15 protein-coding genes and 4 tRNA genes are annotated in these 20,252 nt (G+C 64.9%); 6 read left to right on the forward strand and 13 right to left on the reverse strand.

The genetic code is table 11. From position 1 onward, the window contains the following. Nucleotides 1–2: 2 nt before the first annotated feature. Complete coding sequence (gene murI, locus V9L21_RS11975; protein ID WP_337312077.1) at nucleotides 3–815, forward strand: glutamate racemase; 813 nt, start codon at nucleotides 3–5, stop codon at nucleotides 813–815. An 11-nt stretch (nucleotides 816–826) separates the two neighbouring features. Next, a complete protein-coding gene (locus V9L21_RS11980; RefSeq protein WP_337312079.1) occupies nucleotides 827–1,609 on the forward strand; it encodes a hypothetical protein in 783 nt (260 codons plus the stop codon). A gap of 8 nt (nucleotides 1,610–1,617) precedes the next feature. On the opposite strand, the gene V9L21_RS11985 is transcribed toward V9L21_RS11980, so the two are convergent. The 13 genes from V9L21_RS11985 to V9L21_RS12045 all read right to left on the reverse strand — a co-directional run bounded on the left by V9L21_RS11985 (nucleotide 1,618) and on the right by V9L21_RS12045 (nucleotide 16,707). Further along, the gene (locus tag V9L21_RS11985; RefSeq protein WP_337312081.1) at nucleotides 1,618–2,919 is read right to left on the reverse strand and encodes an MFS transporter; all 1,302 of its coding nucleotides are present in this window, start codon (nucleotides 2,917–2,919) and stop codon (nucleotides 1,618–1,620) included. 42 nt (nucleotides 2,920–2,961) lie between these two features. After that, nucleotides 2,962–3,594, reverse strand: a complete 633-nt coding sequence (locus V9L21_RS11990) for a DUF6806 family protein (RefSeq protein ID WP_337312083.1) — start codon at nucleotides 3,592–3,594, stop codon at nucleotides 2,962–2,964. A 22-nt stretch (nucleotides 3,595–3,616) separates the two neighbouring features. Next, nucleotides 3,617–3,708, reverse strand: a tRNA-Leu gene (locus V9L21_RS11995). Nucleotides 3,709–3,813: 105 nt separating this feature from the next. After that, nucleotides 3,814–3,887, reverse strand: a tRNA-Cys gene (locus tag V9L21_RS12000). 63 nt (nucleotides 3,888–3,950) lie between these two features. After that, a tRNA-Gly gene (locus V9L21_RS12005) sits at nucleotides 3,951–4,026 on the reverse strand. A gap of 55 nt (nucleotides 4,027–4,081) precedes the next feature. Further along, nucleotides 4,082–6,520 carry an endopeptidase La gene (gene lon, locus V9L21_RS12010; RefSeq protein WP_337312085.1) on the reverse strand — a complete coding sequence of 813 codons (2,439 nt, stop codon included), beginning with the start codon at nucleotides 6,518–6,520 and terminating at the stop codon, nucleotides 4,082–4,084. A 130-nt stretch (nucleotides 6,521–6,650) separates the two neighbouring features. Further along, on the reverse strand, nucleotides 6,651–7,916 hold the full coding sequence (gene clpX, locus V9L21_RS12015) for an ATP-dependent Clp protease ATP-binding subunit ClpX (protein WP_126749562.1): 1,266 nt from the start codon (nucleotides 7,914–7,916) through the stop codon (nucleotides 6,651–6,653). A gap of 120 nt (nucleotides 7,917–8,036) precedes the next feature. Beyond that, on the reverse strand, nucleotides 8,037–8,645 hold the full coding sequence (gene clpP / locus V9L21_RS12020; protein WP_337312087.1) for an ATP-dependent Clp endopeptidase proteolytic subunit ClpP: 609 nt from the start codon (nucleotides 8,643–8,645) through the stop codon (nucleotides 8,037–8,039). Nucleotides 8,646–8,770: 125 nt separating this feature from the next. Continuing rightward, entirely contained in the window at nucleotides 8,771–10,087 is a 1,317-nt protein-coding gene (gene tig, locus V9L21_RS12025) for a trigger factor (RefSeq protein WP_157614310.1), read from the reverse strand. Nucleotides 10,088–10,113: 26 nt separating this feature from the next. Continuing rightward, nucleotides 10,114–10,200, reverse strand: a tRNA-Leu gene (locus V9L21_RS12030). Nucleotides 10,201–10,322: 122 nt separating this feature from the next. Further along, nucleotides 10,323–13,478, reverse strand: a complete 3,156-nt coding sequence (locus tag V9L21_RS12035) for an efflux RND transporter permease subunit (RefSeq protein ID WP_337312091.1) — start codon at nucleotides 13,476–13,478, stop codon at nucleotides 10,323–10,325. Continuing rightward, nucleotides 13,475–14,674: an efflux RND transporter periplasmic adaptor subunit gene (locus tag V9L21_RS12040; RefSeq protein ID WP_337312093.1), complete on the reverse strand. Its 1,200-nt coding sequence runs from the start codon at nucleotides 14,672–14,674 to the stop codon at nucleotides 13,475–13,477. Before V9L21_RS12040 ends, V9L21_RS12035 begins: the two co-directional genes overlap by 4 nt. 110 nt (nucleotides 14,675–14,784) lie before the next feature. Next, nucleotides 14,785–16,707, reverse strand: coding sequence for a potassium transporter Kup (locus V9L21_RS12045; RefSeq protein WP_443304727.1), 1,923 nt, complete (start codon nucleotides 16,705–16,707; stop codon nucleotides 14,785–14,787). Nucleotides 16,708–16,833: 126 nt separating this feature from the next. On the opposite strand from V9L21_RS12045, the gene hpnC reads away from it, so the two are divergent. The 4 genes from hpnC (at nucleotide 16,834) to V9L21_RS12065 (ending at nucleotide 20,240) form a co-directional block, all read left to right on the forward strand. Further along, a complete protein-coding gene (gene hpnC / locus V9L21_RS12050) occupies nucleotides 16,834–17,691 on the forward strand; it encodes a squalene synthase HpnC (protein ID WP_337312095.1) in 858 nt (285 codons plus the stop codon). Beyond that, nucleotides 17,688–18,527, forward strand: coding sequence for a presqualene diphosphate synthase HpnD (hpnD, locus tag V9L21_RS12055; RefSeq protein ID WP_157614314.1), 840 nt, complete (start codon nucleotides 17,688–17,690; stop codon nucleotides 18,525–18,527). Before hpnC ends, hpnD begins: the two co-directional genes overlap by 4 nt. A 154-nt stretch (nucleotides 18,528–18,681) precedes the next feature. Further along, a complete protein-coding gene (gene hpnE / locus V9L21_RS12060) occupies nucleotides 18,682–19,941 on the forward strand; it encodes a hydroxysqualene dehydroxylase HpnE (protein WP_337312098.1) in 1,260 nt (419 codons plus the stop codon). After that, nucleotides 19,938–20,240: a hypothetical protein gene (locus V9L21_RS12065; protein ID WP_337312099.1), complete on the forward strand. Its 303-nt coding sequence runs from the start codon at nucleotides 19,938–19,940 to the stop codon at nucleotides 20,238–20,240. The genes hpnE and V9L21_RS12065 overlap by 4 nt, the downstream gene beginning before the upstream one ends. Nucleotides 20,241–20,252 lie beyond the last annotated feature (12 nt).

Here is a 20,252-nt window from a genome sequence, read left to right on the forward strand (position 1 = left end):
TGATGCCTTCCATCGGAGTGTTCGACAGCGGTGTCGGCGGGCTCAGCGTGCTCGCCGCGCTGCGCGCCGAACTGCCGCACGAACGCTTCGTGTACTTCGCCGACACGGCCTACGCGCCCTACGGCGAGCGCGGCGACGCCTATGTGATCGAGCGCTCGCGCAAGGTGACCGAACAGCTGGTCGCCGAGCACGGCATCAAGGCCCTTGTGGTGGCGTGCAACACAGCCACCACGGCCGCGATCCACCTGCTGCGGGCCGAGCACCCGGCGCTGCCCATCGTGGGCCTGGAGCCGGCGCTCAAGCCCGCCGTGGCAACGAGCCGCACCGGGCACATCTCGGTGATGGCCACGCGCGGCACGCTGGCCAGCGCCAAGTACGCGGCGCTGCGGGAATCTTTCGCAGGATCAGCCAATGTGCGTGCGGTACCTTGCGACGGCCTGGTGAAGGCCATCGAAGGCCTGGACACCGCGGCCATTGCCGCGCTGTGCGAACGCTACATGGCCGAGGCCGGCCCTTTCGGCGATGCGCCGGGCCAGGTCGATACCGTGGTGCTCGGTTGCACGCACTACCCGCTCGTGAAAAACGAACTGCAGCGCCACGCGCCGCCCACGCTGCGCTTCATCGATACCAGCGCACCGGTTGCGCAGCAGACCCGGCGTGTACTGGCTTCGCTCGGTCGGCTTGCGGATGGCGGCGACGGCGGACTGGTCTTGCAGGGCAGCGGCGACTTGGCCATGCTCGAAGCCGCCGCCACGCACTGGCTGCGAGAGCCTCGACAACAAAGTGCGGCAACCCCGGCCGCGAGCGCCGTCTGAAGCCGTTCGGCATGCGCCTGTTTTTGCGCCACACCGTGCTCCTGCTGTGCCTCTCGGCCGCCGGCCTGAGCCATGCCGCCTGCGAGAGCGGCCTGGCCGAGCGCATGCATGCCAAGCTGTATCCGAATCGCGCGCTCGACGAGCGACTGGCCGCATGCAAGCCTTGGCCGGCCTTTCCGGGCCGCAGCATCGTGGTGCTGCCGGTGCCGCGCGAAACCAGCAGCACGGGCGCCAAGGTGTTCGATCTGGAGTTGCTGCTCATCCAGCGCCCGGACAACGGCAATACCGAGCGCGACACCGTCATCGGCCGCGTCTTCCAGCCCGAGGCGCTCGACGAAGACAGCGCAACCGCCATTCAGGACATTCGCATCGACACCTCGCGCTATGTGCTGTCTTCCGACACGCGCGCCTTCGGGCTGCGCGTGCGCTACAGGAGCACGGCACCGGGCAGCTCGGCCGCGAGCGAAACCATTCACCTTTACGTGCACCACGGCAGCAAGCTGCGGCAGGTGCTGCAAGAAGTAGAGCTCGACCACGACAGCGGCGAATGGGACAGAACCTGCACCGGCCGCTTCGAGAAACTGCGCACCATGCTTTCGGTGGGCAAGTCGGAAAGCAACGGCTTTGCCGACCTGCAACTCTCGCGCACGCTGGTGCAGAGCCACGCGCAAATGCAGGAAGACCTGGGCTGCACAGAGAAAGCCCTGCCCGCCCGGTTCAGCAACGTGACGCTGCGCTACGACGGCGAGCGCTACCGCGTGCCCAAGTCGCTACGGCAACAGCAGATGCCCTGACCGGGGCGCTACCGGCTGCGCAGCGCGGCTGCCCGGCCGCGCGCCATGTCGATGGGCAGCAACAGCAGCAAGCCCGCCACGAACAACACCGCGGTCGAGAGAATGGCAATGCGCTGGTTGCCGCCCGCGGCCCAGGTAATGGCGCCGAACATGAGCGGACCGATGATGCTCGCCAGCCGCGTGGCAAAAGTCCAGAGCCCGAAGAACTCGGCAAGCTGCTGCGGCGGCGCGAGGTAGCCGGTCATTGCCCGGCCTGCCGACTGGCTCGACCCCATCGCGAGACCGGCGATGGCGGCGGCCCACCAGAAGGCGCCCTTGGTGGTTGCCATGGCCGCAATCACGCACACGGCAATCCACGCCACCAGCGTGGCCGCCAGCGAGATCTTGTGGCCCACGCGGTCCTGCACATAGCCGAAGCTAAAGGCGCCCAGCGCGGCCGCCAGGTTGAGCACGAAGATCAGCACCATGGTCTCGCTCGCAACAAAGCCGATGACCTGCTCCGCGTAGATGGCGGCAAGCGTGATGGCCACCGCCACGCCGCCCTGGTAGAAGACCGTGCAAATGAGCAGTTGCATGAAGTCGCGGTACGCGCGAGCTTGCCGGAAGGTTGCGCGCAGTTGCTGCCACGTGCCCGATGCCTTGGTTGCCGCCTGGGGCTGTGCGCGCTCGGGCAGCAATGCAAACGTGGCCGAGGCTGCCGCGCCGTAGATGGCCGCCGTGATCAGCATGGTGACCGGAACGAAGTGCGATGCCGGCAGGCCTTTGGCCTGGGCAGACAGCACATAAGCCAGGCACAGGCCGAGCGCGAGCATGCCGCCGATATAGCCGAAGCCCCAGCCCCATCCGCTGACCTTGCCCATTCCCTCGGCTGTCGCGAGTTCAGGCAGGAAGGCGCCGGTCAGCGACTCGCCATACGAATAGAAGGTGTTCGAGACGATCACCAGCGCCATGGCGATGGCTACGCCTTGGGTGCCCGAAAACCCCGGTGTGAGCGCGAGCGCTGCGGTCGCAACCACGCAGCCCAGCGTCGCCACGGCAAGCACGCACTTCTTGGCTGCGCGCCGGTCGGCCCACGCACCGATGGCGGGCATCGAGAGCATGACGATGGCGTAGGAGATGCTGAGCGCCGCTGTCCATGCAAAGGCCGCCCAGGGCGCCCCCTTGGCGATGCCGCCCACGAAGTAGGCGGCGAACACGGCCGTGATGACGACGGTGGTGTAGCCCGAGTTCGCAAAGTCGTACATCGCCCAGCCGAAAACCTCGCGCTTGCGCACGCCGGGGTTCAGGGCTGAGGACGGAAACAGCGCCATGAGGCGTTGTCGATCAGGTCGCCGGGCGTTCCGCGGAGTACGTCAGTGCAGGTGGCGCGGACGGCGGCCGCCGCCATGTCCGCCGCCGCTGCCACTGCCGCCGGTGCCGCGCGGGCGCTTGCCGATTTCGAGCGAGTTCACGAGCGCATCGAAGCGGTCGCTGAAGAGGCGGTCGATCTCGGAAACCACGCCGCCCAGCTCGGCGCCGTCGAAGTGGCGCTCCATCAGGTTGATGACGTCTTCCACGAGCAAGTCGCGCTGCACCTGCATGATCGCGGCCGGATTGGGGCCGACGAACAGCATCAGGAAATCGTCGCGGGATTCTTCCTCGGGGTCGCCCTCTTCTTCGTCGAAGTCGGTGTCGTAGAACGTGACCTCGATGGCCGCGCCGCGCTCCGAGAGTTCGTTCAGCGCCATGCACATCTCGTCGAGCGCCTGGCGAAAGTCTTCGTCGCCCGGCACCGTCCAGCACATCTGGAGCATGTGGTCCTTCTGCTCGAAACGAATGCCGGGTTCTTCCTCGTAGGTGCTGGTGGCACCGTCTGCCAGCGACTTGGCGCCCGCATACGCCCAGAGCGGCTTGAGCGCTTCCTGGATCTGGTCGAAGCTGACGTCGGACCGCAGCGGCACGTCGCCGTGCACATGAATTTCAAATGGAGCGTTGTAACGAGGCATTGTGTGCTCCCTTGTCTAGATGTGGTGCCCGGAACGGGGGTCGAACCCGTATGCCCCGATTAAGGAAGCGGCGGATTTTAAGTCCGATGTGTCTACCAATTTCACCATCCGGGCCTCGGGTTGAACATCGACGATAACCCAAACAAAACGAGCCCCGGCAACGCAGGTTGGCGGGGCTCGTTTTCAGTGGAGGTTGGATCGAACTTGATCAGAGAGAGGTGGAGGCGCGACCCGGAGTCGAACCGGGCTAGACGGATTTGCAATCCGTTGCATAACCGCTTTGCTATCGCGCCACGCTGAAAAACGAAATCGAACTCGCGAAAAAAAGGGAAGCATTGCTTCCCTTTTTCAAAAACTGGAGCGGGAAAAGAGTCTCGAACTCTCGACCTCAACCTTGGCAAGGTTGCGCTCTACCAACTGAGCTATTCCCGCGTTTCGAGCCTCGAATTATAGAACACTTTTTCGGGGCCCGGCAAGTTTTGCCAAATCAATGTTTGACAGAACCTTCGGAAGCGCGCGCTTCACGCTGCTTGGCCAGCTCGGCCACGGCAGCGGCGGAGGCCGCAACTTCTTCGTCGGACAGCGGCTCCGGCATTTTCTCGAGCGCGATTTCCAGGACCTTGTCGATCCACTTCACGGGCACGATCTCGAGGCCGTTCTTCACGTTCTCGGGAATGTCCTGCAGGTCTTTCGCGTTCTCCTCGGGAATGAGCACGGTCTTGATGCCGCCGCGCAATGCCGCCAGCAGTTTTTCCTTCAGCCCGCCGATTGCGGTGACCTCGCCTCGCAGCGTGATCTCGCCGGTCATGGCAACGTCCGCGCGCACGGGAATGCCGGTGAGCGCCGAAACAAAGGCCGTCGTCATGGCGGCACCCGCACTCGGGCCGTCCTTGGGCGTTGCGCCGTCGGGCACGTGGATGTGGATGTCGCGCTTCTCGAAGATCTCGTCCTTGATGCCCAAGCGGCGCGAGCGGCTGCGCACCACGGTGCGCGCGGCCTCGACCGATTCCTTCATCACGTCGCCGAGCGAACCCGTGCGGCTGATCACGCCCTTGCCCGGCATGGTGACGGCTTCGATGGTGAGCAGGTCGCCGCCGACTTCAGTCCACGCGAGGCCGACCACTTGGCCGACCTGGTTCTGCTTTTCAGCCAGCCCAAAGCTGTACTTGCGCACGCCGAGGAAGTCGTTGAGGTTGACACCGTCGACCGTGACCTTGGGCGTGAGCTGCTTGAGCAGGAGGCCCTTCACCACCTTGCGGCAGATCTTGGAGAGCTCGCGCTCGAGCGAACGCACGCCGGCTTCACGCGTGTAGTAGCGCACGATGTCGCGCACGGCCTCCTCGGTGACGAGCAGCTCGTCTTCCTTCACGCCGTTGTTCTTCATCTGCTTGGGCAGCAGGTACTTGATCGCGATGTTGGTCTTCTCGTCCTCGGTGTAGCCCGACAGGCGAATGACTTCCATCCGGTCGAGCAGCGCCGGCGGGATGTTCATCGAGTTCGAGGTCGCCACGAACATCACGTCGGAAAGGTCGAAGTCGACCTCGACGTAATGGTCGCCGAAAGTGTGGTTCTGCTCCGGGTCGAGCACTTCGAGCAGCGCGCTCGAAGGATCGCCGCGGAAGTCGGTACCCAGCTTGTCGATTTCGTCGAGCAGGAACAGCGGGTTGCGCGTGCCGATCTTGTTCAGCCCCTGCAGCACCTTGCCAGGCAGCGCGCCGATGTAGGTGCGGCGGTGGCCGCGGATCTCGGCTTCGTCGCGCATGCCGCCGAGCGCCATGCGGGTGTACTTGCGGCCGGTCGCCTTGGCGATCGACTGCCCGAGCGAGGTCTTGCCCACGCCCGGTGGGCCCACCAGGCACAGGATGGGCGCCTTGACCTTGTCGACGCGCTGCTGCACCGCGAGATATTCAAGGATGCGGTCCTTGACCTTCTCGAGGCCGTAGTGGTCGGCATTGAGCACCGCCTCGGCGTTGGCCAGGTCGTGCTTGATCTTGGTCTTCTTGCTCCAGGGCAAGCCCACCAGCACGTCGATGTAGTTGCGCACCACGGTGGCCTCGGCCGACATGGGCGACATGAGCTTGAGCTTCTTGAGCTCGCCTTCGGCCTTCTTCAGCGCGTCCTTGGGCATCTTGGCGAGCTTGATCTTTTTTTCGATCTCCTCGATGTCCGCGCCCTCTTCGCCTTCGCCGAGCTCCTTCTGGATCGCCTTGACTTGCTCGTTGAGGTAGAAGTCGCGCTGGTTCTTTTCCATCTGGCGTTTCACGCGCCCGCGAATCTTCTTGTCGACATTGAGGATGTCGACTTCGCGCTCGAGCTGGCCGAACAGGTTTTCGAGACGCGACTTCACGTCGTCCAGGTCGAGCACGGCCTGCTTGTTGTCCAGCTTGAGCGGCAGGTGCGCCGCAATGGTGTCGGCCAGGCGGCCCGGATCGTCGATGCTCGAGATCGAGGTGAGGATCTCTGGCGGGATCTTCTTGTTCAGCTTGACGTACTGGTCGAACTGCTGCATCACGGCACGGCGCAGCGCCTCGACCTCGGTGCCCTTCTCGCCGCCTTCGGGCGCCTCGACGGGCGTCACGTTGGCCGTGAAGTGGGTTTCACCGTCGTCGATGCGGTTCACGCGTGCACGCTGCTGGCCCTCGACCAGCACCTTCACGGTGCCGTCTGGCAGCTTGAGCATCTGCAAAATGGTGGAGACGCAGCCGACCTCGAACATGTCCTCGACCGAGGGCTCGTCCTTGGCAGCGGCTTTCTGCGCCACCAGCATGATGCGGCGCTCGGCCTCCATGGCCAGCTCGAGCGCCTTGATGCTCTTGGGGCGCCCCACGAACAGCGGGATCACCATGTGGGGGAACACGACGACGTCGCGCAGCGGCAGCAGCGGCAGGTCGATCGCGTCGGCAGGCAGGGGGGTATGACCGGACATGAATATCCTTTGATTGATCAGGCAAAGATGGATGGGTGTTGGGGCATTTCAAGCCCGCGCACCCGGTCTTTGTCGAAGGCGCCGAGAGCTTTGGTGAAAAGAGCCGGCGCCGCGTTCATTCAAGCCTCGCTCAAGCCTTCTTGGCCGCTTCTCGGTACACGAGCAGCGGCGGCTTGTTTTCATCAATTGTGGATTCTTCGACCACAACCTTGTCGACGTTGGTGGCATTCGGCAGCTCGAACATGGTGTCGATGAGCGACTGTTCGAGGATCGAGCGCAAGCCCCGTGCCCCGGTCTTGCGGGCCAGCGCCTTGCGGGCAATGGCCTTGAGCGCCGCGGGGCGGATCTCGAGGTCGACGCCTTCCATTTGCAGCAGCTTGGTGAACTGCTTGACCACCGCGTTCTTGGGCTCGGTCAGGATCTGCACCAGCGCGTCTTCACTGAGCTCGGCCAGCGACGCCACCACGGGCATACGGCCGACGAGCTCGGGAATCAGCCCGAACTTGATCAGGTCTTCGGGCTCGACTTCGCGGAACACCTCGGTGATGCTGCGCTGCGCCTTGCTCTTGACCGAAGCGCCAAAGCCGATACCCGAAGCCTCGGTGCGGTTTTCGATGACCTTCTCCAGGCCGGCAAATGCGCCGCCGCAGATGAACAGGATGTTGGTCGTGTCGATCTGCAGGAAGTCCTGGTTCGGGTGCTTGCGCCCGCCCTGGGGCGGCACACTGGCCATGGTGCCTTCGATGAGCTTCAGCAGCGCCTGCTGCACGCCCTCGCCCGACACGTCGCGCGTGATGGACGGGTTGTCCGACTTGCGCGAGATCTTGTCGATTTCGTCGATGTAGACGATGCCGCGCTGGGCGCGCTCGACTTCGTAATTGCAGCTTTGCAGCAGCTTCTGGATGATGTTCTCGACGTCTTCGCCCACATAGCCCGCTTCCGTGAGCGTGGTGGCGTCGGCCATGACAAAGGGCACGTCGAGCATGCGCGCCAGCGTTTGCGCGAGCAAGGTCTTGCCCGAACCCGTGGGGCCGATCAGCAGGATGTTGCTCTTGCTGAGCTCGACGTCCTCGCCCTTGGCCTTTTCCTTGTGGCGCAGGCGCTTGTAGTGGTTGTAGACCGCCACCGACAGCATGCGCTTGGCCGGCTCCTGGCCGATCACGTAGTTGTCGAGGTTGGTCTTGATCTCCAGCGGCGTGGGCAGGTCGCTGCGCGCCTCGCGTGCCTCTTCACCGGCCGGCAGCTCGTCGCGGATGATTTCGTTGCAAAGGTCGATGCACTCGTCGCAAATGAAGACCGAAGGGCCCGCGATCAGCTTTTTGACCTCATGCTGGCTCTTGCCGCAGAACGAGCAATAAAGCGTTTTTTCGCTGGAAGAGCCTTTTTTTTCGGCCATGGACAGGTGCCTCGTTAACGGGGTAGGACAATGATAACTAAACAAAAACGGCGTTTCCCGTGGGGAAAACGCCGTCTTTGCCTTTTTGGCGCCACCGGCGCCGTGGCGCGGGCTGATTGATCAGCTGCGCTTTGCAATGACCTGGTCGACCAGGCCGTAATCCTTGGCTTCGTCGGCGGTCAGGAAATAGTCGCGTTCGGTGTCCGACTTGACTTTTTCCAGCGGCTGGCCCGTGCGCTCGGCCAGGATGCGGTTCATCTGGTCCTTGGTGCGCAGGATGTCGCGGGCGTGGATTTCGATGTCCGTGGCCTGGCCGCGTGCGCCGCCGAGCACCTGGTGGATCATGATCTTCGAATTGGGCAGCGAGAAGCGCTTGCCCTTTTCACCGGCCGCCAGCAAAAAGGCGCCCATGCTGGCCGCAAAGCCGATGCACATGGTGGAAACGTCGGGCTTGATGAACTGCATGGTGTCGTAAATGGCCATGCCGGCGCTCACACTGCCGCCCGGGGAATTGATATAGAACGAAATGTCCTTGTCCGGATTCTCGCTCTCGAGGAACAGCAGCTGCGCCACCACGAGGTTGGCGGTCTGGTCGTTCACTTCGCCCACCAGGAAAATGATGCGCTCCTTGAGGAGACGCGAATAAATGTCATAAGACCGCTCGCCGCGACCCGACTGCTCGATGACCATCGGGATCATGCCGAGGGCCTTAATATCCTGTGCGCTCATTGATTTGCTCTCCGGAAAAGGGTTCGTTCGCTGTTCGAATTTAACTGTACGCCTGAGTGAAATGGGGCTCGTGCCCTAAAGCACAAGCCCCATTGGCGTTGCGGGCGGCGGCGCAGGCCCGGCGCTTAGCCTTGCTGCTGAGCCATCAACTCGTCGAACGACACCGACTTTTCGTTGACCTTGGCCTTGCTGAGCACGAATTCGGTCACGTTGTTCTCGATGACGACAGCCTCGACCTCGGCCAGGCGGTTGTTGTCGCTGAAGTACCAGCGCACAACGTCGGCCGGCTTTTCGTAGCTGGCGGCCAACTCGTCGATGTGGGCCTTGATCTGCTCGGGCTTGGCCTGCAGGTTGTTGGCACGCACCAGTTCGGCCACCACTAGGCCCAGGCGCACGCGGCGCTCGGCTTGCGGGCGGAACACTTCCTCGGGAATCGGCGCCTTGTCAGCGTCCTTGATGCCGCGCTGCTTGAGCTCGGCGCGGGCGCCTTCGATCATGCGGTTCACTTCGGACTGCACGCTGGCGTTGGGCAGGTCGAGCTCGGCGTTGGCCACCAGCGCGTCCATCACGGCGTTCTTGTTGCGGGCCAGCAGGCGGAACTTGACTTCGCGCTCGAGGTTCTTCTTGATGTCGGCGCGCAGGCCTTCGACCGTGGCTTCGGCAATGCCGAGCGACTTGGCGAGCTGTTCATTGACTTCAGGCAGGTGCGAGGCTTCGATCTTCTTCACGGTGACCATGAAGTCGGCTTGCTTGCCGGCCACGTCCTTGCCGTGGTAGTCGGCCGGGAACGACAGCGGGAAGGTGCGGCTGTCGCCGGCCTTCATGCCGCGCACGGCGTCTTCGAATTCCTTCAGCATCTGGCCTTCGCCGACGATGAACTGGAAGTCTTCGGCCTTGCCGCCCTGGAAGGTCTCGCCGTCGATCTTGCCTTCGAAGTCGACGGTCACGCGGTCGTTGTCTTGCGCCACGGCGTCTTGTGCGCGCTGGGCAAAGGTGCGGCGCTGCTTGCGCAGGATGTCGAGCGTCTTGTCGATGGCGTCGTCGCCCACTTCGGCCGAGAGCTTCTCGACTTCGGCACCCGACAGGTCCTTGATCTTGACTTCGGGGAACACCTCGAACACCGCGTCGAAGGCGAGCTGGCCTTCGGGCGACTCTTCCTTCTCGGTGATGCGGGGCTGACCGGCCACGCGCAGCTTGGCTTCGTTGGCAGCTTGCGAGAAGGCTTCACCGACCTTGTCGTTCATGACTTCGTAGTGCACCGAGTAGCCGTAGCGCTGGGCCACGACATTCATTGGCACCTTGCCCGGACGGAAGCCATCCATCTTGACGGTGCGCGCGAGCTTCTTGAGGCGCGAATCGACTTCGGACTGGATGGTGCCGACCGGCAGGGTCAGCGTGATCTTGCGTTCGAGCTTCTCGAGAGTTTCAACGGTCACGGTCATGGTGTCTTCCTTGTGAGGGGTGTGGCTGGTGCGCGGGGCCGGACTCGAACCGGCACGTTCTTGCGAACGTCAGGACCTAAACCTGGTGCGTCTACCAATTTCGCCACCCGCGCTTGCCAAATTTTTCAGGTGAATGCAAAGGCGGACGGCCCTGGTGCCACAGGCATTCGATATCGCCGATATCGGATGCCTGCCGCCCAAAGACCGTCCGCCTGAAATCGGTCAACCGCGTATTTTAAGCGCTAATCAGACCCTCTTTCGGCTCCCGCTTGACGCGGAATGCAGCCGCGTACATTGCCGGCAGCGCCAGCAGGGTCAATACGGTGGCCACGATCAGCCCGCCCATGATGGCAACCGCCATCGGCCCCCAGAACACGCTTCGCGAGAGCGGAATCATCGCCAGCACCGCCGCCGCGGCAGTCAGCACGATGGGTCGCAAGCGCCGCACGGCCGACTCGACAATGGCGTCCCAGGCAGGCACGCCCGCCGCGCGGTCGCTCTCGATCTGGTCGATCAGGATCACCGCATTGCGCTGGATCATGCCCATCAGCGCAATCACGCCCAGCAGCGCAACGAAGCCGAACGGCCGGTTCAGCAGCAGCAGCGCCCCGGCAACGCCGGCAATGCCCATGGGGCCGGTAATGAACACCAGCAGTGAGCGGCTGAAGCTGTGCAGTTGCAGCATCAGCAGCGTGAACACCAGGAACAGCATGATCGGCACGCCCGCCACGATGGAAGCCGAGCCCTTGCTGCTTTCCTCGACGGCACCTGCCACCTCGATGCGGTAGGCACCCTCGCCCGCCGCATGCCAGCCGGCTTCGAGTTCGCGCAGCTTGGGCAGCAGTTGCTCGGTGACCGTGGCGCCTTGCAGCCCTTCGACCACGTCGCCCTGCACCGTGATGGCGTAGTCGCGGTTCTCGCGCCACATCACGCCGGGTTCCCAGGTGAAGACAGGCCGGGCGATCTGCGTGAGCGGAATCGAACGCCCGGAGGTCGTGGGCAGATAGGCGTTGCCGATGTCCGAAATGGCCTCGCGCTCGTCCGCCGACTGGCGCAGCACGATGTCGATCAGCAGGTCGTTCTCGCGGTACTGGCCCACCGTGGTGCCCGAGAACATCGTCTTGGACGCCTGGGCGATTGCCTGGCTGGTGACGCCGAGCGCGCGTGCCTTGGCCTGGTCGACCTCGAGCCGGATCACCTTGACCGACTCGTTCCAGTTGTCGTTCACGCCGCGCATGTTGGCGTTCTCGCGCAGCACGGCCTTCACCTCGTCGGCGTGCGCGCGCAGTTGCGCCGGGTCGGTGCCGATCACGCGGAACTGCACCGGGTACGGCACCGGCGGCCCGTTGGGCAGCAGCTTCACGCGGCCGCGCACTTCCGGGAACTCCTCCGCCAGCAGCGCGGGCAGCTTGATGCGCAGGCTTTCGCGCACCTTCAGGTCCTTGGCCAGCACGATGAGCTGCGACACGTTGGTCTGCGGAAACACCTGGTCCAGCGGCAGGTAGAAGCGCGGCACGCCGGAACCGATCCAGGTGCTGACCGTCTTCACGCCCTCTTCCTTCATGATGCGCTGCTCGACCCGCTTGGCAACCTCTTCGTTCGCGGGGAACGAGGTGCCCTCCGGGAACCAGATGTCCACCATGATTTCGGGGCGGCTCGAATCCGGGAAGAACTGCTGCTGCACCTTGCCCATGCCCACGATGCCCAGCGCAAAGATGAGCACCGTGGCGCCGATGGTCAGCCAGCGGTGCTGTACGCACCAGTTCACCGCGTGGCGGAAGCTGTTGTAGAACCGGGTGTCGAACAGCTCGTGCGGCGGTGCGTCGGGGTCGTGCGGCTTGACCTTGAGCAGCAGCGTGCCGAGGTAAGGCACGAAGTACACCGAAACAATCCACGACAGCACCAGCGCGATGACCGTCACCGCGAAGATCGCGAAGGTGTATTCACCCGTCACCGACTTGGCAATGCCGATCGGCAGGAAGCCTGCCGCGGTGATGAGCGTGCCGGTGAGCATGGGCTTGGCGGTGACGTCGTAGGCAAAGGTGGCGGCACGCACCTTGTCGTAGCCCTCTTCCATCTTTCGCACCATCATCTCGACCGCAATGATCGCGTCGTCCACCAGGAGGCCGAGCGCAATGATCAGCGACCCCAGCGATATCTTGTGCAGCCCGATGCCGAAGTAGTTCATGGCCAGGAACGTGACGGCCAGCACCAGCGGAATGGTGATGGCCACCACCAGCCCCGGACGGATGTCGATGTACCAGCCGAGGCGCCCGCCCTTGTGCAGGCCGAGCGAAATGATGCTCACGGCCAGCACGATGGCCACGGCCTCGATCAGCACGCCGACGAATTCATTGACCGAGCTGGCCACCGACACCGGCTGGTCCTGCACCTGCGCCAGCTTCACGCCGGCCGGCAGGCGCTGGTCGATCTGCTTGGTGGTGGCGCGCAATGCCTCGCCCAGTGCAATGATGTCGCCGCCCTTGGTCATCGAGACGCCCAGCGCAATGACTTCCTTGCCCTGGTGATGCACCTTCACGGCCGGCGGATCGACATAGCCGCGGCGGATTTCGGCGATGTCGCCGAGCTTCAGCTGGTTGCCCGAACTGCCGCGGATCGGCATTTCGCGCAGTTGCTCCACGCTGGTGAACTGCCCCGCCACGCGCACCTGCACCACGTCGAGCGGCGACTGGATCGTGCCCGCGCTTTCCACCGCGTTTTGCGAACCGAGCTGCGCGAGCACGGCGTTGAAGTCGAGCCCCAGCTGCGCAACGCGCTTCTGCGAAATCTCGACGTACACCTTTTCGTCCTGAACGCCGAACTGGTCGACCTTGGCAACGTCTTTCACGCGCAGCAATTGCTGGCGAACTTCGTCGGCCAGGGTTTTGAGTTCGGCGTAGCTGAAGCCTTCGCTCTCCAGCGCGTAGATCACGCCATACACATCGCCGAAGTCGTCATTGAAGAACGGGCCCTGCACGCCCGGCGGCAGCGTGTTGCGCATGTCGCCGATCTTCTTGCGCACCGTGTACCAGACGTTGGCCACGTCGGCGGCCTTGGACGAATCCTTGATCTGGAAAATGATCTGCGACTCGCCCGGCTTCGAATAGCTGCGGATCTTGTCGGCGTAGGGTGCTTCCTGCAGCGTGCGCTCGAGCTTGTCGGTCACCTGCTCGGCCACCTGCTGCGCGGTGGCGCCGGGCCAGTAGGTACGCACCACCATGGCACGGAAGGTAAACGGCGGGTCTTCGTCCTGCCCGAGCTGAAAGTAGGCAAAGGCCCCCAGCACCATCAGCACCACCATGAGGTAGCGCGTCAGCGGCCCGTGGTCGAGCGCCCATTTGGAGAGATTGAAGCCTGCGGGCTTGTCGGTGGTTGCTGCGCCTTCCGTCATTTGGAAGCACCTGCAGCGATCTCCTTCTTCGTCGCCGCAACGGGTTCGACGGGCTTTGCCGACCCGCTGGTGTTGGCGTTGGCGGCTGCTGCGGCAGCCTCCTTCGACTGGTAGATGGTGACCTTCTGCCCCGGCGAAAGCACATGCACGCCCGCGGCGACGACCATCATGCCGGGGGTGAGTCCGCCGCCGATCACGGCTTCGTTTCCGTCGGCCGTGGCAACCTGCACCGGCTGTGAGCGCACCGTCATCGTTGCCTTGTCCAGCACCCAGACCGCGGTGCCCTTGCCCTCTTGACGCAGCGCGCTGGTCGGCAGCTTCATGACCGCGCCGCCGGCGCGCGCCAGCGCCTGCGGACGCGCATACACCGTGGCGCCGAGCGCCGGCGAGGTTGCCGCATCGATCGACACCTTGACCGAATAAGTGCGAGTGACCGCGTCGGCGCTGGCCGCCACTTCGCGCACCTGGCCCTGCAACTCGTCGCCGCCCGACCAGCCGCGCACCATGACCGGCGAGCCGGGCTTGATCAGCGCAGCCCGGTCTTCGGGTACTGCAAACACCACGTCGCGCGCGCCGTCCTGCGCGATGCGAACGACGGGCGTGCCAGCCTGCACCACCTGTCCCGGCTCGGCTTCGATGGCGGTGATGACGCCGGCCACGTCGGCCACCAAGGTGGTGTAGCTCGCCTGATTACCTTGAGACGAAAGCTGGGCCTGCGCCTGTTCGAGTTGCGCCTGCGCGGCTTTCCAGGTCGATTCGCGGCGCTCGAGTTCGGCGCCGCTGATGAAGTTCTGCGCCCGCAATTCGGTATAGCGCTTGAGATCGGCCGCCGCGAGATCGCGGTTCGTCTGCGCCGCGGCCAGTTGGGCGCGGGCCGCTTCGGCTGCGAGCCGGTAGTCCTGCGGATCGAGTTGCGCCAGCACCTGCCCGGCCTGCACATGCTGGCCCAGTTCAGCCTGGCGCTTGATGATCTTGCCCGCCACGCGGAACCCCAGGCGCGATTCGACGCGCGCGCGGACCTCGGCCGAGAATTCGGGCTGGGTGTCGAAGTCGCTGGTGCCGACGGTCACCAGCTTGACCGCGCGCACAGGTTCCTCGGCCGGCTTCGACTGTGAACAGCCGGCCAGGAACAAGGCGGGAAGCAGTAGCCAGGCGGCACCGCGGGCAAGAGGAGAGAAGCCGGAAGAGGCGGTCATGAGACACCCTAGAAAGGTCGAACCGGGCCAATTACTGACCCACCGGTTAGTAATCTAGGGTAAACCTTAAACACTGTCAATCGCGGCGTGACAGTCGGGGCAGCTTCGCCCTAGGTTCGCTGTCCCATTTCCACCAGCCGGTTACCCGGAATCTCGAAATAGTCAGACGCTCGCCCTGCGTTGCGCTGCAGCCAGCCAAAGAGCGCGCGCCGCACGGGGTTCATGCCCGGGAGGTTTTCTTCTCCGACCGAAGCGCGCGACACGAAATACGAGGTCTTCATCGAGTCGACGGCCAATGCCTTCTGGTAGGCCAGGATGCGGATGAATTCGGGCACGTCGGGCCGCTCCATGAAGCCGTGGCGCGCGGTAACCACCCAAATGCCCTTCATCAAGGACTCGGCCTCGATACGCATGCGCGCCTCCACCCGGGGCGTGTCGCAGGCCAGTACCCGCAGCACGATCACCTGCTCGTGCAGCACCTGGTTGTGCTTGAGGTTATGAAGCAAGGCGTGCGGCACCGACGCCGCATCGGCATTCAGAAATACAGCCGTGCCGCTCACGCGGTGCGGCATGTGCAGCGCCAGCGATTCGAAGAACGGCTTGAGCGGCAGGCTTTCGGCCGCGGCGGCTTCCAGCCCCAGCCGGCGCCCCTTGGCCCAGGTGGTGAAAAGCACCATCACCCCTGCCGCAACAGCCAGCGTGAGCCAGCCACCCTCGGCCACCTTGAGGCTGTTGGCCACCACGAAGGTCAGGTCGACCACCGCGAAAGCCACAACGCCCAGCACGACCGCCACCCGGTTCCAGCGCCAAAGGCCCCAGGCCACGATGCCGGCCAGCAGCGTGGTGGTCACCATAGTGATCGACACCGCAATGCCGTAGGCCGCCGAGAGCGCGCCCGAACTGCGAAAGCCAAGCACCAACAACAGCACTCCCACCATCAGTAGCCAGTTGACCGTGGGCACGTAGATCTGGCCGATGGCAGAGCCCGAGGTCTGCACCACCCGCATGCGCGGCAGGTAGCCCATGCGCATGGCGTGCGCCGTGAGGGAAAAGGCGCCCGAGATGACGGCCTGGGAGGCAATCACTGTAGCCATGGCAGCAAGCACCACCATCGGCACCACGCCCCATGAAGGAAAGAGCCGGAAGAACGGGTTGTCGACGGCCGCGGGGTTTGCCAGCACCAGCGCGCCCTGCCCGAAATAGTTCAGCACCAGGCCCGGCAGCGCGATGAAAAGCCACGCGAGACGGATCGGCCTGGCCCCGAAGTGCCCCATGTCCGCATACAGCGCCTCGCCGCCTGTGAAGGCAAGAAACACGGCGCCCAGAACCGCCAGCGACTGGACGCGATGCTCGACCAGGAAGCCCACCGCCCGCCCCGGGTGAAGGGCCGCCAGCACCTGCGGGTTCTGCAGCACCTGCCAGCCCCCCGCGAGCGCGAGCACCACAAACCACAGCAGCATGACGGGCCCGAAAACCTTGCCCACCACGCCGGTCCCCTTGCGCTGCACCGCGAAGAGCCCGACCAGGATGACGATGGTGATCGGAATCACGACCCTTTGCAGAACCGGCGCCTGCACCTCCAGCCCCTCGACCGCCGACAGCACCGAGATGGCCGGTGTGATCAGGGTGTCGCCATAGAACATGGCCGCTCCCACCAGGCCGAGCACCCCGATCGCGTTCCACACCCATGGCCGGGCGCGGGGACCCGCCGTCGCGCTGCGCGCAAGCGCCTGCAGCGCGAGGATGCCGCCCTCGCCGTCGTGGTCGGCGCGCAGCACGAACACCACATACTTGAGCGTCACCACGAACATCAGCCCCCAGAAGATCAGCGAGAGCAGGCCCAGCACCGCATCAGGCGTGAACGCCACCCCATGCTCGGGGTTCAGCGTTTCCTTGAAGGCATACAGCGGCGACGTGCCGATGTCGCCGAACACCACGCCCAGGGCAGCAATCATCAGGCTCGGCCCCGCCGGATGAGGCGCCTCGCCGGGCGCTGGTGTCGGGGCAGAGGGAGCCGGTGCCGATGGATTCATGAAAGCAGGAACTTGATGATGGCGACACCACGAGCATAGTCCGCGGTCCCGGTCGTCGCGGACAATCGCCGCGTGTCCGCACCATCCCATACTGCCGCCCCGCCGGCGCACTACGAAAACTTTCCCGTGGCCTCCTGGTTGTGCCCGCCGCACCTGCGTGCGCCGATTGCCGCCATTTACCACTTCGCCCGAACCGCCGACGACATTGCCGACGAAGGCGACGCCTCGCCCGGCGAGCGGCTGGCCGACCTGCACGCCTACCGCGAAGAACTCCGCGCCGCCGCCCTGGGCAGCGTGCCGCCGTCCTCGCGCTGGCCCGAGGTGTTCGGACCGCTCGCCTACAGCATTGCGCAGTTCGCATTGCCCGAAGACTTGCTGGCCGACCTGCTGAGCGCCTTCATCCAGGACATCGAGAAAACCCGCGACGGCGGAACCTACGCCGACCGCGCCGAACTGCTCGACTACTGCCGCCGCTCCGCCAATCCCGTCGGCCGCCTGCTGCTGCATCTGTATGGCGTGAACGATGCACAGGCGCTGGCGCAGAGCGATGCCATCTGCAGCGCGCTGCAACTCATCAATTTCTGGCAGGACCCGAGCGTGGACCTGCCTCGCCGCCGCTTTTACTTTCCACTCACCGATTGCGCCCGGCGCAGCCTCACCCGCGAGAGCTTCAAGGTCTTTGCACCCCTGGCCGACGCACCGCCTCCGCAGGAAGCCATCAACCTCATCTCCGTGGAAAGCGCATGGGCGCGCGAACTGATGACCCAGGGCGCGCCGCTGATCCACCGGCTGCCGGGCCGCGCCGGCTGGGAGCTGCGCTTCGTCGTGCAAGGCGGCCTGCGCATTCTCGACAAGATCGAAGACCTGGGCTTCGACACCTTTTCGCAGCGCCCCAAGATCGGCAAGACCGATGCCCCGCTGCTGGTCTGGCGGGCCCTGCGGATGCGGAGACAATTGCCGCCCATGAAAGCGCTCCCCCGATGACTCCCGAGCAATACGTACAAGACAAAGCCGCCGCTTCGGGCAGCAGTTTCTATTACGCCTTCCTGTTCCTGCCCAAGCAAAGGCGCGCGGCCATCACGGCGTTCTATGCCTTCTGCCGCGAGATCGACGACGTGGTCGACGAGGTCAGCGACCCCGGCGTGGCCGCGACCAAGCTCGCCTGGTGGCGCACCGAGGTGGCGCAGTCTTTCTCGGGCCCGCCGCGGCACCCGGTGATGCAGGCGCTGGTGCCGCATGCCGCCGCCTACGGCATCGAGCCGCGGCAGCTCAACGAAGTGATCGACGGCTGCCAGATGGACCTCGACCAAACCCGTTATCTCGACTTTCCGGGCCTGGCGCGCTACTGCCACCTGGTGGCCGGCGTGGTCGGCGAGGTGGCCGCGCGCATCTTCGGCCAGACCGATCCGCAGACCACCGCTTATGCGCACAAGCTCGGCCTGGCGCTGCAGCTCACCAACATCATTCGCGACGTGGGAGAAGACGCTTTGCGCGGGCGCATTTACCTGCCCGTGAATGAGTTGCAAAAGTTCGATGTGAAGGCGCACGAAATCCTCAACCGCGTGCATTCGGAGCGCTTCGTCGCGCTGATGAAGTTCCAGGCCGAGCGCGCGCATGCGGCGTACGACGAAGCTCTCGCCCTCCTCCCCGCCGCGGACCGCCGCGCCCAGAAGCCCGGCCTCATGATGGCCAGCATCTACCGTACGCTGCTGCGCGAAATAGAGCGCGACAACTTCCAGGTGCTGAACCAGCGCGTGAGCCTGACGCCGGTGCGCAAGTTCTGGCTGGCGTGGAAGGTTCAGGCGCTGGGGAGGATATGACTCGCCCCCAGGCTCCGCGCACTTCGTGTCGCTTCTCCCTCCCCCTACCGGGGGCAACACCTGCGGCCGGGCAGAGCCCGTTCCGCGGTGTTCCTGGCAATACGGCCGCGCAGACGCCCGTCAAGCTCGTCGCGTGGCAGCAAGGCGCTGACGAGTGAAGACGGCCGTCATCGGCGCCGGCTGGGCCGGCCTCGCCTGCGCCGTCGAGGCCACCCGCCTCGGCCATGCCGTCACGCTCTACGAAGCCGCGCACATGGCGGGCGGCCGCGCGCGGCGGGTCGACAACATACATGGGATGGCGCTCGACAACGGGCAGCACATCCTCATCGGCGCCTACACCGCAACGCTGAAGCTGATGCGCGATGTGGGCGTCGATGCAGGCAGTGCGCTTTTGCGCATGCCGCTTTCGCTGCGCTTTGCCGACGGCGGCGGATTGAAGCTGCCGCGGCTGCCGGCGCCGCTCGACCTGCTCGCCGGCATCTTCAGCGCACGCGGCTGGACATGGCGCGACAAATCCACCTTGCTGCGCACCGCCGTGCAATGGCGCCTCGGCGGTTTCCGCTGCGGCGCCGGCACCACCGTCGCCGCGCTTTGCACCGGCCTCACGCCGCGCGTGATGCAGGAGCTGATCGAGCCACTGTGCGTTTCGGCGCTCAACACGCCGGTCGATCAATCGAGCGGAGAAGTGTTCTTGCGCGTGCTGCACGATGCGCTTTTCAGCGGCAGCGGCGGCGCCGACCTGCTGATTCCGCGTGTGGACCTGGGTGCGCTTTTTCCCGATGCTGCGTTGGCGTGGCTCACACAACACGGTGCCACGCTGCGCATTGGCACGCGCGTGCGCGCCATCTCGCGTCAAGGCGAGCAATGGCATGTCGACGACGAGTGCTTCGACCAGGTTGTGCTGGCCTGCGCGCCGTGGGATGCGGCCCGGCTCGTGCGCGCATCCGGCCTGTCGGCGGAGCGCTGGTGCGAGACCACCGAGGCCTTGCGCTTCGAAGCCATTGCCACTGTTTATGTGCGCGGCGCCACACCTCTTGCAGAGCCGATGCTCGCGTTGCGCAGCCACCCCGCCACCGCGCCGGCGCAGTTCGTGTTCGATCGCGGCCAGCTCGGTGGGCCCGAGGGCGTGCTTGCCATGGTCGTGAGCGCGAACGAAACTCCGCGCGAAGCGCTGGAGCATCAAGCGATGGCGCAGGCCGCCGCACAGTTGGGACAAACCTCGTTGCAGCTCGTGCAGACCGTGGTCGAGAAGCGCGCCACCTTTGCCTGCACGCCGGCGCTGGCGCGGCCGCCTGCGAAAATCGCGCCCGGCCTGCGGGCCTGCGGCGACTACACCGAAGGGCCCTACCCCGCCACGCTCGAAGGCGCTGTACTCAGCGGGCTCGCCGCCGCCAACGCCCTGAACACACCATGAACCACCTGCGTTATCTCGATTTCGACTACAGCGAAGACACCGAAGGCCACGGCACCTTCGATGCAATGGCGACGACGGTGCCCGCCAATACGCGCGAGGTGCTTGCAGAAGTTGCGCAGGTGCTGGCCTGGGCCAACGCCACCTTCCCCAATGCGCAAGGCGCCCTGGAAGACGGAGCCGCCTGGGACTTCGACCTGCAGCAGACGAGCGAAGCGCCGGAGCTCGACACCGTGACCTTCTCGCTCAGCGGCACCGCCGATTTCTGCGCGGCGCTGCGCGAACAGTTCAAGCTGGACTGACAAAGCCGATTT

Source organism: Variovorax sp. CCNWLW235, assembly GCF_037204085.1.
GTDB lineage: Bacteria > Pseudomonadota > Gammaproteobacteria > Burkholderiales > Burkholderiaceae_C > Variovorax.